The organism is Bacillus sp. ISL-46 (genome assembly GCF_018613205.1).
Map to the genome: position 1 here is coordinate 1 of NZ_JAGGQR010000106.1, position 14650 is coordinate 14650.

At 36.4% G+C, this 14650-nt stretch carries 12 protein-coding genes; 4 read left to right on the forward strand and 8 right to left on the reverse strand.

All coding sequences use genetic code 11. From position 1 onward, the window contains the following. Window positions 1–174: 174 nt before the first annotated feature. Window positions 175–474: a hypothetical protein gene (locus J7E67_RS30285; RefSeq protein ID WP_214717185.1), complete on the reverse strand. Its 300-nt coding sequence runs from the start codon at window positions 472–474 to the stop codon at window positions 175–177. Window positions 475–681: 207 nt separating this feature from the next. Between J7E67_RS30285 and J7E67_RS30290 the strand changes: the two genes are divergently transcribed. Both J7E67_RS30290 and J7E67_RS30295 read left to right on the forward strand, forming a co-directional pair. Beyond that, window positions 682–1911 carry an ATP-grasp domain-containing protein gene (locus tag J7E67_RS30290; protein WP_214717186.1) on the forward strand — a complete coding sequence of 410 codons (1230 nt, stop codon included), beginning with the start codon at window positions 682–684 and terminating at the stop codon, window positions 1909–1911. Window positions 1912–2033: 122 nt separating this feature from the next. Further along, window positions 2034–3062 carry a YheC/YheD family endospore coat-associated protein gene (locus tag J7E67_RS30295; protein WP_214733421.1) on the forward strand — a complete coding sequence of 343 codons (1029 nt, stop codon included), beginning with the start codon at window positions 2034–2036 and terminating at the stop codon, window positions 3060–3062. A gap of 163 nt (window positions 3063–3225) precedes the next feature. On the opposite strand, the gene J7E67_RS30300 is transcribed toward J7E67_RS30295, so the two are convergent. The 7 genes from J7E67_RS30300 to J7E67_RS30330 form a co-directional block, all read right to left on the reverse strand. Next, window positions 3226–4605, reverse strand: a complete 1380-nt coding sequence (locus tag J7E67_RS30300) for a Mur ligase family protein (protein ID WP_214733422.1) — start codon at window positions 4603–4605, stop codon at window positions 3226–3228. 246 nt (window positions 4606–4851) lie between these two features. Then, complete coding sequence (locus J7E67_RS30305; RefSeq protein WP_251027103.1) at window positions 4852–7167, reverse strand: TIM barrel protein; 2316 nt, start codon at window positions 7165–7167, stop codon at window positions 4852–4854. Next, window positions 7164–8621 (reverse strand): GMC oxidoreductase, encoded by a 1458-nt coding sequence (locus J7E67_RS30310; RefSeq protein WP_251027104.1) that lies wholly within the window; start codon window positions 8619–8621, stop codon window positions 7164–7166. Before J7E67_RS30310 ends, J7E67_RS30305 begins: the two co-directional genes overlap by 4 nt. A 261-nt stretch (window positions 8622–8882) precedes the next feature. Further along, entirely contained in the window at window positions 8883–9989 is a 1107-nt protein-coding gene (locus tag J7E67_RS30315) for a GerAB/ArcD/ProY family transporter (RefSeq protein ID WP_308161497.1), read from the reverse strand. A 35-nt stretch (window positions 9990–10024) separates the two neighbouring features. Continuing rightward, a complete protein-coding gene (locus tag J7E67_RS30320) occupies window positions 10025–10267 on the reverse strand; it encodes a hypothetical protein (protein WP_214733424.1) in 243 nt (80 codons plus the stop codon). A gap of 3 nt (window positions 10268–10270) precedes the next feature. Further along, entirely contained in the window at window positions 10271–11437 is a 1167-nt protein-coding gene (locus J7E67_RS30325) for a Ger(x)C family spore germination protein (protein WP_214733425.1), read from the reverse strand. 25 nt (window positions 11438–11462) lie between these two features. Further along, a complete protein-coding gene (locus J7E67_RS30330) occupies window positions 11463–12950 on the reverse strand; it encodes a spore germination protein (RefSeq protein ID WP_214733426.1) in 1488 nt (495 codons plus the stop codon). A 163-nt stretch (window positions 12951–13113) separates the two neighbouring features. Between J7E67_RS30330 and J7E67_RS30335 the strand changes: the two genes are divergently transcribed. Together J7E67_RS30335 and J7E67_RS30340 are read left to right on the forward strand one after the other, a co-directional pair. Continuing rightward, entirely contained in the window at window positions 13114–14121 is a 1008-nt protein-coding gene (locus tag J7E67_RS30335) for a DUF3231 family protein (protein WP_251027105.1), read from the forward strand. 109 nt (window positions 14122–14230) lie between these two features. Then, the coding region (locus tag J7E67_RS30340) for a helix-turn-helix domain-containing protein (RefSeq protein WP_214733428.1) at window positions 14231–14650 on the forward strand (420 nt) is incomplete at its 3' end.

Genomic DNA, 14650 nt, shown 5'->3' on the forward strand with positions numbered 1-14650 from the left:
CGTGAACTCGTTCGATATCGTCGCACTTTCTAAACCATAGATCAATGAATCTGGCGCTCTCCCCTTTTTAAGAAATGAATAAGCTGCGTCCTCTTTAGTATTACCTTTTTTCACTGAATTAAAGAAGTCTATTTTCTGGTAGTTCAATAACACATCTCCACCATAATCTACTTCTTAATCAAAACGTTCTGTATCTAATCCATCCAAAATATCCTCTAATTCTGTAAGAAAATTTAGTTGTACAGGTGCAGGGATTTGCTCCATCCACTTTTTTATTTGAGGTAACTCCTCAGCCTCATCTATATTCGTTGGTTTTGGATAAAGTGTTGCCCACCATTTTTTCAATTCATCGATAAATTCATAAAAGTAGCGTTCAAATCTTTCTGCCCATTCTGCCCCTTCATCACCAGAAGTCTTTTGCATCATACTCCAGGCTTCCATCGCTGTTTCGAAGTACTCATCAATCATCTTCATGTAAATCACCTTTCTACATACGGTAGTTTTGTCCTTTTATGAACTCTGTACAAATTCTAATTTAATTGTCTTAAGAATTATGACGATTGTCCATACCACTGTTGTCTTATGACAATATAATAAATTGTACTTATCAGTTTATTCGAATATAACTGGTAAAGCTAAATCCTTCAATAAAAAACCTCCAAAGATAGGATGACAAAGCTTATGCAAACCATTGTATTTATTGAAACTAACAAATCCGGATCCAGTAGAGAAGCAATAAAAGCTGCAGAGAGACTCGGATATTTTACGGTGTTATTAACCAATAGGCAAAAATACATTCACCAAAGAACAGAATTTCCCGAAGTCCATCAAATGATTTTAGTAAAATTATCCAATTATGATGAAATAAAAAAAAACCTCAGCAAACTACAAAGACAAGGTAAACGAATAAAAGGCATTTTGAGTTTTGTACATTCTTACGTTCATGTAGCAGCCGCCTTATCAGAAGAATTTTGTTCAAGTGTAGTCTCTACTGATTCAATATTAAAAATGGAAAATAAAGTTTTAACTCGTGAGCTTCTCAAAGGACACCCAAATTCTCCTTATTATGCCCTTTATAAACCAGATGATTTTTCCTTAGAGAATTTTATTGGTCAAGCCAATAACTATTTACCTCTTATTGTAAAGTCTCCCACATCTGCCGGCTCAAAAGATGTCCATTTGGCAAATAACGAGAATCAGTTGAGGCTGGCATTACAAGAATTACTAAAAAAAAATGAACAGATTTTACTGGAAGAGTATCTAATAGGACCCCAATATTTAATTGAAGTTTTAGTACACAATGGAAAAGTTCATATTGTCGCGATAATCGAACAACAGATTACTTTTTTACAACGATTTATCGTAACCGGATATTGTTTACTAACAGATGTCAATCAAAGGATATACAATAGTATCCTTGAGACAGTAAGTTCCATCTTAAAGGCTTTTCAAATGAAAAATGGTGCCTGTCACCTTGAAATGCGTTTAGTAAATGGAGTTTGGAAATTAATTGAAATTAACCCAAGAATCTCAGGTGGAGCGATGAATCGAATCATTGAAGTCGGATATGGGATTAATTTAGTAGAGGAAACCATTCAATTAATGTTAGGAAATGAGCCTTGCCTTACTAAAAAACACAGTAAGTATGTATATGCACATTATTTAACAGTTGATTCTAAAGGAAAATTAATGAAGGTAACGGGGAAAGAACGAGTCTCTCAATATCCCGGTGTAGAAGAGGTGTATATAAAACCCCGACAAGGACAGATATTACGTCCGCCTTTATCAATGGGAGATCGTTGCGGATACATTTTGGCATCCTCAGAGGGTAAATTCGAAGCGAAAAGAATTGCTATGAGAGCAGCTAGCGAAATACATTTCTACCTTGACCCAATTAAAAATTCCAAGTGACAAATAATGAGTATGATCTATTAAAACAGAGGTTTTAAGAAATTAGATGAGTTATTAATGATTGAACAAAAATTCTAGTCTTTTAACAGAAAAAGAATGTGGAGAGGTGGAAAAGAAGTATAATGACGTTAATTGGCATGCTTCATCATCGCAGTGATCCAAGTAATGTAAAGAAAGCATATGCTTATGCCGCTGCAGCAAAAGCAGAAGGTGTAAACTTTTTTTACTTTACCCTAGGGAAGGTGAATATAAAACAGCAAAAAATTTTAGGAAAAGCCTATGAAAATGGACAATGGATTGAAAAGGAATTTCCTTTCCCTGATGTCATTTATAATGCAAGTTATCTTGCAAGTGAGAAAACTAAACAAATCTTTGATTATTTGTTTGATAGGATTCCGTTTACAAGTCATTCTATTGGGGACAAATTAACGGTATATAACAGAATTAAAAAGGCAAATAAATTTACACATTACCTTATTCCTTTTTATGAATTAACTGACGTTCAGGTTTTTTTTGACATGATCCATCGGTATAAAAAAGTTATTATCAAACCCTTAACTGGGCATCAAGGAGGGGGCGTTGTTTATATTGAAAAATATGGTTCAAATCATTACAAAATGAATGAGGCAGGATTAGTATCAACTTTAAATGAAAAACAATTGTTAGACTTGTTATCCCTTAAAATACAAGAACAAGATTACGTAGTTCAACAGTTTATTACAAGTCAAACAAAATCTGGTCATGTTTTTGATTTCCGGTTGCATGTACAAAAAAATGGAGAAGGAAAATGGGTTATTACTTCTATTTATCCACGGATCGGGCGTTTAGGGACCATCACATCTAATATGAAGAGTGGTGGTTATAGTACTTACCTGGATATTTTTTTAAAAACAGAGTTTGGTAACTCCTGGTATGATATTCAAAGGTATCTTGAACAGTTTGCGATAAGTTTTTCAAATCATTTTGATTCTTTATATGACAGTGAATTGGATGAATTAGGAATTGACGTCGGAATTGATGCCAACCAAAAACTATGGCTTTTTGAAGTAAATTGGAGACCAGGTCCACCTAATATATATAATCTTGAATTAGATGTAGCCAAAAATACGATTTTGTATGCTAAATATTTAGCTGATACAAACGGGAAATAAAATAAAGCCAGATTAGCCAGTTATTACAGGTTATCATCATGGGACAAATATTTAATCCCCAAAAAGGCAGCTTGCCGCTCATGAACTGCACCTCCAATTGTGGACAATTGGGTTGCGGTTCATAAAGGAAAGCTGCCTTTTTATGAGAAAAGTTTCTACCATTTTAACTTCTTAAATATTCGATGACTTCATCGAAGTCTGAGTCATCCCCGCCCGTTTTGAAATAAACAATGTCATTTGGGATTAAAAATGAATCAAAAAACCTCTTTATCTCATCTGCATCTGAAAAATGATAAACATTATGCGGATTTACCCCTGCCTCTATAGCTGGCTTTTCAAAATCTTTTGCAATAAACCCTTTGGTGATGAGAATATCGACCCCCGAAGCACCGATTAGGTTTCCTGCCTTTTCGTATTCTTCATCTGCATATTTTCCCAGTGCTGCCATTCTTCCCAGAACAGCAATTTTTCTTTGGGATGGCAATGCAATCCTGCTTAATGTTTCTAAGCCTTTTCTTAAGGAAGCAGGATTTGACTTCCAAGTATCATCCACCAACGTAATTTGATTTCGTCCTTCAATGATTTGAAAATGGGATCTCATGTGATGATAAGAAGATAATCTCTTTATAGCATAGTGAATATCCACTCCTAAGATTGCAGCAGCTACTAATGAAGCGGCTGCATTATATACATTATGCTCACCAAGACCCGGTATATATCCTTTAAATCCCCTTTGCTTATATTCCATCCAAAAAGTCATGCCGGAGGAATGATACTGATACTTCTTAATCCTAAAAATAGCATCCTTGTTTTTTCCGAACGTTATAATCTCTCCCTTAAATGTAGAAGTATCGAGGGTGGAGAGATAGGGGTCGTCCGAATTTAGGATGAGAATTCCTTTATTATTCATACCTTGCATTATTTTTGCCTTTTCTGCTAGATAATGATCAAATGATCGAATTTTATCCGTATGATCCACATCAATCATTGTCATAATCCCAATAGTCGGGTAAAAATACTTACAGGACTCAGTCATATCCCCTTTTGAAGATACGGCTGTTTCAAACACTGCCACATCCGTATCTTCATCAATTCCCATTAAATAAGGAAGGTTGTAACAATTGGCATTTTTGCTTGATATTGTTGCCTGCACCTTGTGTGTTTCTTCCAAAATGTGTTTTAGCATTTCTTTCGTAGTAGACTTTCCACATGTACCAGTAATGGCGACTACAGGAATGTTAAACAGATTCCTGTAATACGAAGTAAATTTAAAGAAACTGTCTTTGAGATCCTTTACCATTATGATTTGATTAGGATTTAATCTTTCCATATGAGAAAATGGTGTATCGGTAACGATGAATACATTTTTGTATTTCTGTATAGATTCAACAGGCACCGCTCTATTGTTCCAACGAAAAAATAACGTATGACTCCTAATTTCAAATCTGTTATAAGTGACGTTCTTGATTCGTATACCTTTTTGCTTTTCATTAGGTTGAATGTTCATTGCAGTTAAAATGTTCTCCAATAATAATGTCTTCAAAATGTCCCTCCTGAAGTACCTTTTTTGAAAAAAGCCTATCCCCCCATAATACTGTTCTATATGGCAGTAGTGATTGAATCACTTTGAATTCAAATGCTAATGTATCATATGACGAGTCCCCTATTGCAGGTGTGTGATAAATACTCAGGCAAATAGCGGAAAATAGTAAAAAAGCCGCATCAATGGCAGCTGGATCTTTACTAAAATCACCAGTTAACCATCCATGAAGCTTTTCAGCAACTATATTTATTTGTTTTGATGAATAATATAATCCGCTGTCCGAATTGCCAATGCAACTGTTGTAAGTGTAGGATTGGCTCCTAAAGTTGGTAAAATACTGTTATCCGCTACATAAAGTCCTAAAATGCCGTGAATTTGACCGAATCCATTAACTGCTGAAGTGAAAGGGTCATTACCCATACGGCAAGTTCCTGATTCATGGTTATCATCCCCAGGTGCACGCAGATAAATCTTGGGCTGCCCGTCAATGATTCCTAAGGACGAAATAACCCTTTCCATTCCTGCTGCCAATTGCTGAATGACAACTCGATCCCGATTACTAAAATTGAAATGAACCTGGATCTTTGGTACACCATATTTGTCTCTCTCATAGGGATCAAGAAAGATCATGTTTTCAACTCGTGGTTCTACATTTCCATAACCATGGAAGATCATCTCTAACTCATCTTGAAGCGGTTTTTCAAGCATGCCAAATTCGATTTGATAAGGATTGTCCTTGGTATTTGGAATCAAAATACCAATCCGACCTAAATCCTCTGGTAACAACTTCCGGTTGATTATTGGATTTGTAGCTAAAGCAGAATGATCGATAAGAAAGTGGCCAATGGCTGGACCAGAAATTCCTGAATGAAGGAGCAGGCGTGGAGTTTCAAAAGTACTTGCCGACAAAACAATCGTTTTTGCTTTGATCCAGTATGATTTCAAATCCGGAGATACGACCTTAACACCCGCTGTTTTTCCTTTTTCAATAAGCAGTTGAACGGCACGAGCATTTACAGCGAGATCAAATGGCATGTAATTTAAAGCTTCTGCAAGGAAAAGGATGGAACTAAATACAGCGTTGGAATGGATCGCGCCATATTTAGTTGGTGTTATGTCGACAGCAAAAGGTATACTTGTCGCATTAAAAAATCCATTTGCCCAAAGACGGTTTAGAATGATTCGAGTGGGTAAACTCGATTTCGAAAAGGTTTTATTCACATTCATGACCTGTTCAGCGATTTTGTAGTAAATATTCATCTCTTTTATTGAGATAGGCCATTGTGAAATAAGATATGAAGGAATTCGAGGACAAGCTGCTGCCCACTGTATAGTCCGGCCCCCTAGGCCAAAAACTTGTTTTGCACCTGAAAATTCAGGAAGTCTTTTTCCAAGTGGTCTTGTTATAGAAGAAATATATTGTACTGCATGTTCGCGGGAGAGTAATCCGAGATTTTCAACATGTGTTGGCAGCAATAGGTCTCCTGCTTCAATCATACCAACTCGTTTTCCTTTATTTCTCCATTGATCACAAAGCCGCCAAAGGGCCGCGCCTCCTCCTGCTCCACTCCCTACAATCAATACATCATAATCTGTTTGCGCCATTTTTTCTAACGGGGTGAGTGGAATCCAGGAATCAACAGTTTCCGGTGATATCACCTGAGGGCAAGCCGGGGGAAAAGAAGCTTGTTTCTGTTTAATAGCAGATGAAGTAGAAAATTTACTGTAAGTATCCAGATAGGGATTATTTTTATCCCATTTTAATCCTATTTTATTTAAAAGCATTTTCAAGGCTTTTGCTGCAACCAAGAAGAAATCCCGATCAGCGATACCTGGCATACCCTTTGGTTCAATCGATATAAAACCGGAATATTTTTTCTCCTTTAATGAAGTAAGTAATTTTATAATTTCAGCGTCTCCTTCTCCAGACGGAACCACTATACCAGTATCTATTTGAGCATCCTTCATATGAATGTAAGAAATATAAGGCTCTAAAAGAGGATAGGCATGTGTCATTGGCAGCACTGAAGAGCGTAAAAAATTAGCAGGATCAAACGCAAAACGAAGATTAGTGGAGTTAATACTTTGAAGAATATCAAGTGTGCGTTCCCCGGTATCCCCATACATTGTCGTATCGTTCTCAAGAAGTAGGATGACACTTTCATGTTCAGCGATATGAGTCAGATCTTTTATTCGTCTTAAAACTTCAGCTCTATACTTTAAAGGATTTTCTCCTTGAGGAATGATAAAAGAGCGAATCCGAATGTATGGTGTACCAAAATATTTGGCTAAATAAATGGCCCGCCTCATATCATTCAGCTGTGGAGTAAAATCATCTGTTATAGGAATAATCCCGATCGGTGAAGCGATGGAGGAAATGCGAAAACCTCGAGCATCCAGGCGTTTTTTTACTTCTTCTATTTCATTATCATTGAGTTGTGAAACATTTTTTCCTCCTACACCTCGTAAATCAATATAATAAATCCCTTCGGAGGCCAAAGTATCCATTTGAATTTCCAAATCAGGTGAAATTTCATCACCAAAAGCTGTTAATGTAATCATGTGAAGGCACGCTCCTGATCCTGATGGATGATATAATCTGCTGTTCGAATGGCTAAAGCAACAGTCGTCAGTGTCAGGTTTGCCGAACCGATGGAAGGAAAGACACTGTTATCAGCAACATATAGTCCCTTAACACCATGTATTTGCCCATACCTGTTGACTGCAGAGGTTGATGGATCATTACCCATTCGGCAGGTTCCTGAGTCATGATTTTGATCACCCGGCGGCATTAGACAGATGGAAGGCTGGCCCGGTTTCGAATGCATATTTATACCACAATAGGAAGATATCTGATCAATTGCTCCAGCTATTTCACGGATGATGGCTTGTTCCTTTTCATTATAGGAAAAATGTATTTGTACTTCTGGCACCCCGAATTCATCCGTTTTATAGGGATCTAATGTAACTTTATTTTCAAATCTAGGTTCAACCTCACCAGAACAAAGAAAATTTATTTCTAGTTCCTTTAGAAAAGGTTTTGTTTGGTATGGTTGGTACCAAAAATATCCATTTGGTCCTCTTAGCTGTATTTGATAGTGCCTATCAGGTGTTGAAGGAATTAAAATGCTTAAAGTTCCTAAAGGTTCCGGAAACTCCTCACGGCTTATGGATCCAGTGGCTAACACAAAAGAATGATTCATTAAATAATGACCGATGGCTTGCCCTTTAATTCCCGAGTGAAGAAGCAATCGAGGTGTTTCAAATGTACTAGCTGACAATACAACGGTCTTTGCTTTTAAAATATAAGGTTTTTTTTCTGAAGATAGGACCTTTACGCCAACTACTTCTCCACTTTCAACTAGTACTTGAACGGCACGAGTTTTTACAGTTAAATCGAATGGACGGTGATTTAATGCTTTTGCAAAGAAATCGATTGCTCCAAAAAATACATCTGAACCCCCCTGTCCATAAATTCCAGGACCAAGTTCGGCGGCTATAGGAGCAGGAGCAGCTTCTGTTATACCCTTCCACTGCAATCTATTCAACAATATTTCTGTGATCTGGGAACCCTTTGTGTATTCTCTTGATACATTCATTACCCTTTCTGCAACTCGATAATAAGATTCCATCTCTTGGACCGTGACAGGCCATTGTCCAAGTTCTAACTGATTCAACCGTGGAGTGATCGCATTCCAAAATAAAGTTCTTCCACCAAAAGCAAAAACCTGTTTAGCCCCCTGAAATTCGGGATTTAATCTACCTAATGGTTTTGATACATACTCATGAAGTTTGTTCATACGTTCACTATTCATTGTAGGAATATTGGCTGCTTGTGTTGGGAGCAAAAAATCACCAGATTCAACGACACCTACTTTTTTTTCATTTTTTCCCCATTGTTCGCATATTCTCCAGGTAACTGCTCCCCCGCCTGCACCAGTGCCAATAATCAAAACATCGTATTCGGTATTGGCCATCTGTTCTAAAGGAGTAGAAGGAATCCAATTATTCCTCAATGGCTTCTCACATCCCTTTATTGATGCTTAACTATAATCTGAATCTGAATCTGACCGTAAGCGAAAGTAATCTATATTAAAAAGATACAATTACAGATACCGTCTCCTCATTCATATTATTCTAGATACCTAGTTATTCCTAGAAGTTAGAGCATAAAAAGAAGCAGCCAAGTGCTTTAAAAAAAGCCTTGGCTGCTTTTCATATACATATGAAAAATGAATGTACTTGATTTTCCTAGGGAAACCAACATACGGCAACAACTAAAAGCTATCGTCTTTCACTTCTATTTTCTCTCCCCTGAAAAATGCCATGATGGTAATAAAAAGCATAGGGAGAACGACTAGGGTAGTAACAACTAATGGCCAAATAATAAATATTGCTTCAACATGCTCCATCTCTGACTTGAACATGGTAAGTGTGAGAAGGAGGATAATAAACGTAACAGGAAAGATAATAATCTGTTCATCCTTTAATTTTAATAATCTTGATAGGGTCATTTTTAAAACAAACAGCATGATGGTTACTTTCATAAAGGAACCAACAATCAAGGAGATTCCAATGAAAGACTCAATCCTTGTAATAATTTCCTTAATATTGACCAAACGTGCCAATTCAAAAAGTGAAAATTTATATGTACCTGAGAGTGGTCCTAAAGCCATAATCGTGCAAAGAATAGAGGTAATGATTAAAAACCCTTGAAGCAAAAGAGCTAAGAACATATATTTTTTTAATGACCTAGCCTGTTCCTTATTAACGAATGGAAGTAAAAATGAAAAAAGGACTAATTCACCATATGGGAAACCCATTATGGAATAAGTACCATGTATAACCGGTTTCATTCCTTCTGGAAAAACAGGCAGGAGATTTCCTACGTGAAAATTTGGTAAATTCAAGATTAATACTAACAAAGCAAAAAAGATTGAATAGCAAAGAAGCAAAATAAACATTCTGGCCATTACTTCGATACCTGCTCTTGCCGTTAACGCAGCTACCAGCAATATGAGAACATGAAATACATACGCTGGTGTTTCCGTCATCATTGCAGTAGTGAAAAATCCTCCTATATCAATGATAATGTAAGAAAGAACTAAAAAAAGCACGATCAGTATCGGAATATAAATACATAGTGTCATCCATTTTCCAAATAATTTCCTGCTATAATCGATTAAAGTCCAATTTGGATTTTTACCATATAAATATAAAATACATGCCAATAAAAGTAATCCATAACCATTAGCAATAATAACTGAAAGCCACGCTCCATTATTAGCTGCTAACGTCAAAGGTTGTGGGATGTTAATATAGGCAGATCCAAGCATAAAAGAGAGAAATAAACACGCCATTTGTCCAGAACTAACCGTTTCCACTTTCTTCAATTTATTCTCTCCTTTCCTATCCCAGGTTATTTGGGTACCTTGATAGCTTCAACAATTTTATGGGCAGGTTTTGAAAAAAAGAAGTGAACGAGTTCATCTAAACTTGGCCATGATAAATCAAACACATAAACGCCACTAAGGTATAGTATGGGCAGCGTCAATAGTCCATAAACGATTCGTTCTCTCCGATTTGATTGCTTTAATTTTGGAACGTCGTAAAATAAAATACCTAAGTACACGATAACAAGAAAAACAGTTTTCTCAAACAATGTCTATTCCCCCGTTACTTTTTCGCCAATAGGCATGCCTGTACTTCTTAGATTCACTTCAACATCAATGATAAATTGGATGTCAGCAAAAATGTCCTCCCATTCCTTTTCCCATTTTTTCCATAAGGCAGGGTCTTGTTGATAAAGTTTATTCCCAATTCCCAATACATCCACTTTCTCTTCCTGCATACGTTCAATCACTGATTCTATCTTCTCTTCTATTATATTTTTAATATGATCTTCTAATTTTTTTTCTTCGCCAACATTGGTTATAGTAGTACACCTTAGTTCACCAATCGTTCCTTCTATTTTAGTCAGCATGTGAATAGTGGGTGGTTTCATGGTGAATTTGGGAGTTATTTTTGTTTTAATAAGGGAAGTTTCTAACGTTTCCATTTTCGATGTCTCTTGACTCCCATCATCCAAACAAGGAAACTCAAGCATCCCGCTTTTAAATTTATTCATTAACATAAGAACTTCTTGAACGTCCCTCGGTTCTAGGAGTTCTACCATTTTCCCTTTACTAATAATTGCCACCCCACTGCTATAAGGAGCTTGTTGTTGTTCTTCATTCATTTTAAAATACGGGATTAAAGCCGTTTTCGCTTTACTTTTTAATTGCAAATCTATATCTAAAATGCTGGCTTTAATTGTCTTACCTGCATATTTGGTAGAACTTTCGATAATAGTTTGCAATTGCTGACTTACTGTTCGTTCAATAAACGGCTTTATTGTCAAATAGTCAGCAGCATTTCCATTAGTAACAATAACCAACGTAGTGAGGCGAACATCTTCATTACGATTAAAAAAGTCAAGAATCTCCCCAATATCGTGTTCCTTCGCAAACTGTTCTCCAATTAATATGACACGCATATGACTCCAACGGGGTAAACGTCCTAAATATCGATTGATGTCACGAACTCCGTCAAAGACACTTTCATTTATCGTTTTTATATTTGTATAGGCTGTTTTTTCTGTGCCGCCCATTCCTCCTGTCGTTTCAGTCGGTGAATAGGATTGAGCGTTTATTTCAATCGTGCCTTCTTCTGTTTGGTCTAAACTGATCCCCATTATAAAACCAAATTCCGTTAACTCCTTACTGTCCCAACACCCTGTTAAAGATAGTAATAAAAACATAATAGGCAAAGCTTTCATGGCGATAGAATTCATTGTCTACCATACTTTCTTAGATGATTTAATTTTTACGCATACCACGTACTCGTGGGGAATTCCACAATGTTTTATGTGGTGCACGAATTAATACATCGAGTAACAGCTTCGGTCTGAATGGAGTTAGTGGACTAAAGTATGGCTGTCCTAATGACCTTAAGTGTGTTATATGTAACATAATGAGCAGGTAACCAATCATAATCCCAAATCCCCCCAATACAGCAGCTAAAACCATTAAAGGGAATTGGAGAATCCGTAAACTGATAGAGATGCTGTAGTGAGGTATAGAAAAAGAAGCAATTCCAGTTAATGCGACTAAAATAACAATAATAGGAGAAGCGATGTTGGCATTAATGGCTGCATCACCAACTATTAATGCTCCAACAATACTTACCGCCGAACCAACTGGCCTTGGCAAACGAATGCCGGCTTCTCGGAGTAATTCAAAGAAAAAAATCATTATGATTGCTTCAACAAACGCCGGAAAAGGAAGCCCTTCTCGTGTATCAAGAATGGCCATTAAGAGGTTGGTTGGTATGAGTTCAGGATGAAAAGTGGTTAAAGCGACATAAATACTCGGTAATGATAGAGCTATAAAAAAGGCAGCAATTCTTAACAGACGAATACATGATGAAAACACAACACGATGATAATAATCTTCACTTGCTTGGAAGAATTCCGTTAATAATCCGGGGCAAATTAATATGGTTCCGGTACCTTGTACCAATACAATTATTTTCCCTTCTAATAAACTAGAAACAGCTACATCGGGACGTTCAGTAGACCGATATTGGGGAAAAGGTGAATAAGTTGAATCTTCAATTAACTCTTCAATATATGCTGTTTCTAAAACGTCACCTTTTTTAGCTGTTTCGATCCTGTTTTTAAATTCAGCTAACATTTCCACGTTAACCGTCCCCTCAAGATAACCAAAGGCGATCTCGGTTTTAGTAGCTCCTCCTGCTCTAAATTTCTCAATTTTAAAATGAGGGTTCTGTAATCGAGTTCGAAGCAACCCGATATTTCTTTGCAGATCTTCAACGGTTCCTTCACGGGGGCCTTGTACCACCGATTCAGTGACAGGTTCAGTGACTTGTCGTGAGTTAATTTGACTAGCTTGCGCATAGGACAACACTTTGTCCCAACCATCAAAAAAGATCACAATGTGTCCTTGTAAAATGTTGTCCACAGCCTGGTCAAAGCTATCAACTAGAACAGCGTTTTGACCAGATATTCCATGTTGACTGAAAAATTTTATGACATCTCTCGGTTTAATCAACGTTGCTGGACCAACTTCATGTGGTACCAAATCCTGCATGGATTCTTTCATATAATTTACGCTTTTTTCTTGAACCAATGTCTCGAAATAAACCGAGAAAGCGTTATATATTAGATCCGGTCCATATTGCCACGGAAAGATTTTTAGATCTTCACAGTTAGAAAGAACATCTTCTAACTTCTCTAGATTTTCGTTTGAATTTTTAGAGATTGTTGTAGATTCTTTAAAAAACATTACAGTAACCTCTTTTTTCTTTTATTGTCTTATTATGGTATAAAGGTTAAAAATTATTCCGAAAAGAAGAAGGATCGACTCCTTATTGAAGTGACGTTTTAAAATTGACTAATTTCCCTCCCTTTGAACACACTAAAATTAAAAAGTCATGGAGGTTATAGATTTGATTCTAACAAACCCTATAAGTGCACCAGAGGTGGGAACACTTTGGCTTACATACATAGAAAAAACCCTTATTATGAGAATGTTGGAATACTTTATAGAAAAATCGGATGACCAACAAGCTAGGAATATTATGGGCGGTTTGTGGCAAGAACTGAATTATTTTCTTTTGCAAATGGAAGAGATATTTAGAGACCAAAAAATGGTGAAACCTGTTGGATACACAAAAGAAGACGTCAACGTAGAAGCTCCTAAGTTATTCGATAATGGATTTGATATTATGTTCGTCCGTATTTTAAAAGAAGTTAGCATGGGTATGTACACCATTAATATGAATATGGCATATAACGATAAAGTTATGCAGATTTATGAGGGACTTACTTCTGTTACTCAAAAAATTTATAAATTGTCTACCCTTTATCTGCTGGAAAAAGGGATTCTAACCCTTCCCCCAAAAGTTACTATGCCAAAAACAAATGAATTTATAAAAAGCAAAAGGTATATGCAAGGATTTAACCCTTTTGGTGACAAGAGGGCTTTAAATGACCTTGAGCTTGGTATTATTCACCATGGAATTGAGACAAATAATATTGGAATGCAATTGATTACTGGTTTCGCACAATGTGCAGTGAACAAAGATGTTAAACAATATTTTGTAAAAGGAATTGAACTTTGTAAGAAACAAATCAAAACATGTGAGGAAATGATTTTAGAGAGCAATGTTCAATTCTCTGCTACATCTGGAAGCACGGTAACTACTTCTACAATCGCACCATTTTCGGATAATCTCATGATGCATTGCGTCTACCTTCTCAATGGATTTGGACTTGTAGGAGGTAGTTTTGGAACCTTTTTTAGTTTAAGAAATGATATATCTATAAAATTTTCATTAATTGCTAAAGATATATTTTTCTACGGACAAGAAGGAATTGAAATTAAGATTAAGCATGGGTGGTTTGAAGAACCTCCACAAATGGAGGATAGGGCTCAAATAATAAAAGGTAATTGAATCAATTTGTTTTCTACCTGCTTTTTACCAGATAAAAGAAAAGGCAACGCCCCCGATTGTACTGCACCCCAAAAGTTATAGTGAAATCTAATTTTTGGGGTGTTTCTTTATGGCTAAGTATAGTGAAGGGTTTAAGTTAATGTTAGTAAAGGAGTATCAAGCAGGTAAATTAGGATATAGGCTTTTAGCACAAAAGCATAATATGAAGGATCATACACGCATTATGAGATGGGTAAAAGTTTACGAAAAATTAGGGGAGAAAGGTTTAATGAAAAAGAAGAGTAAGGAAACTTACTCTGTTCAATTCAAGCTGGATATATTAAGCTTTATGAAAAGAACAGGTTCTTCAGAGGTTGATACAGCCCTTCATTTCGGGCTAACTAACCCTTCTATGATAGCTTCGTGGAAGAAAGCTTTTTCGGAGGGTGGTGCCGAGGCCCTGGAAAGATCGAAAGGACGGCCATCCATGTCAGAAAAAGCTAAGATCAGCGTAAATAAAAAGATTACTGAAGAAGAAGAATTAACGTAC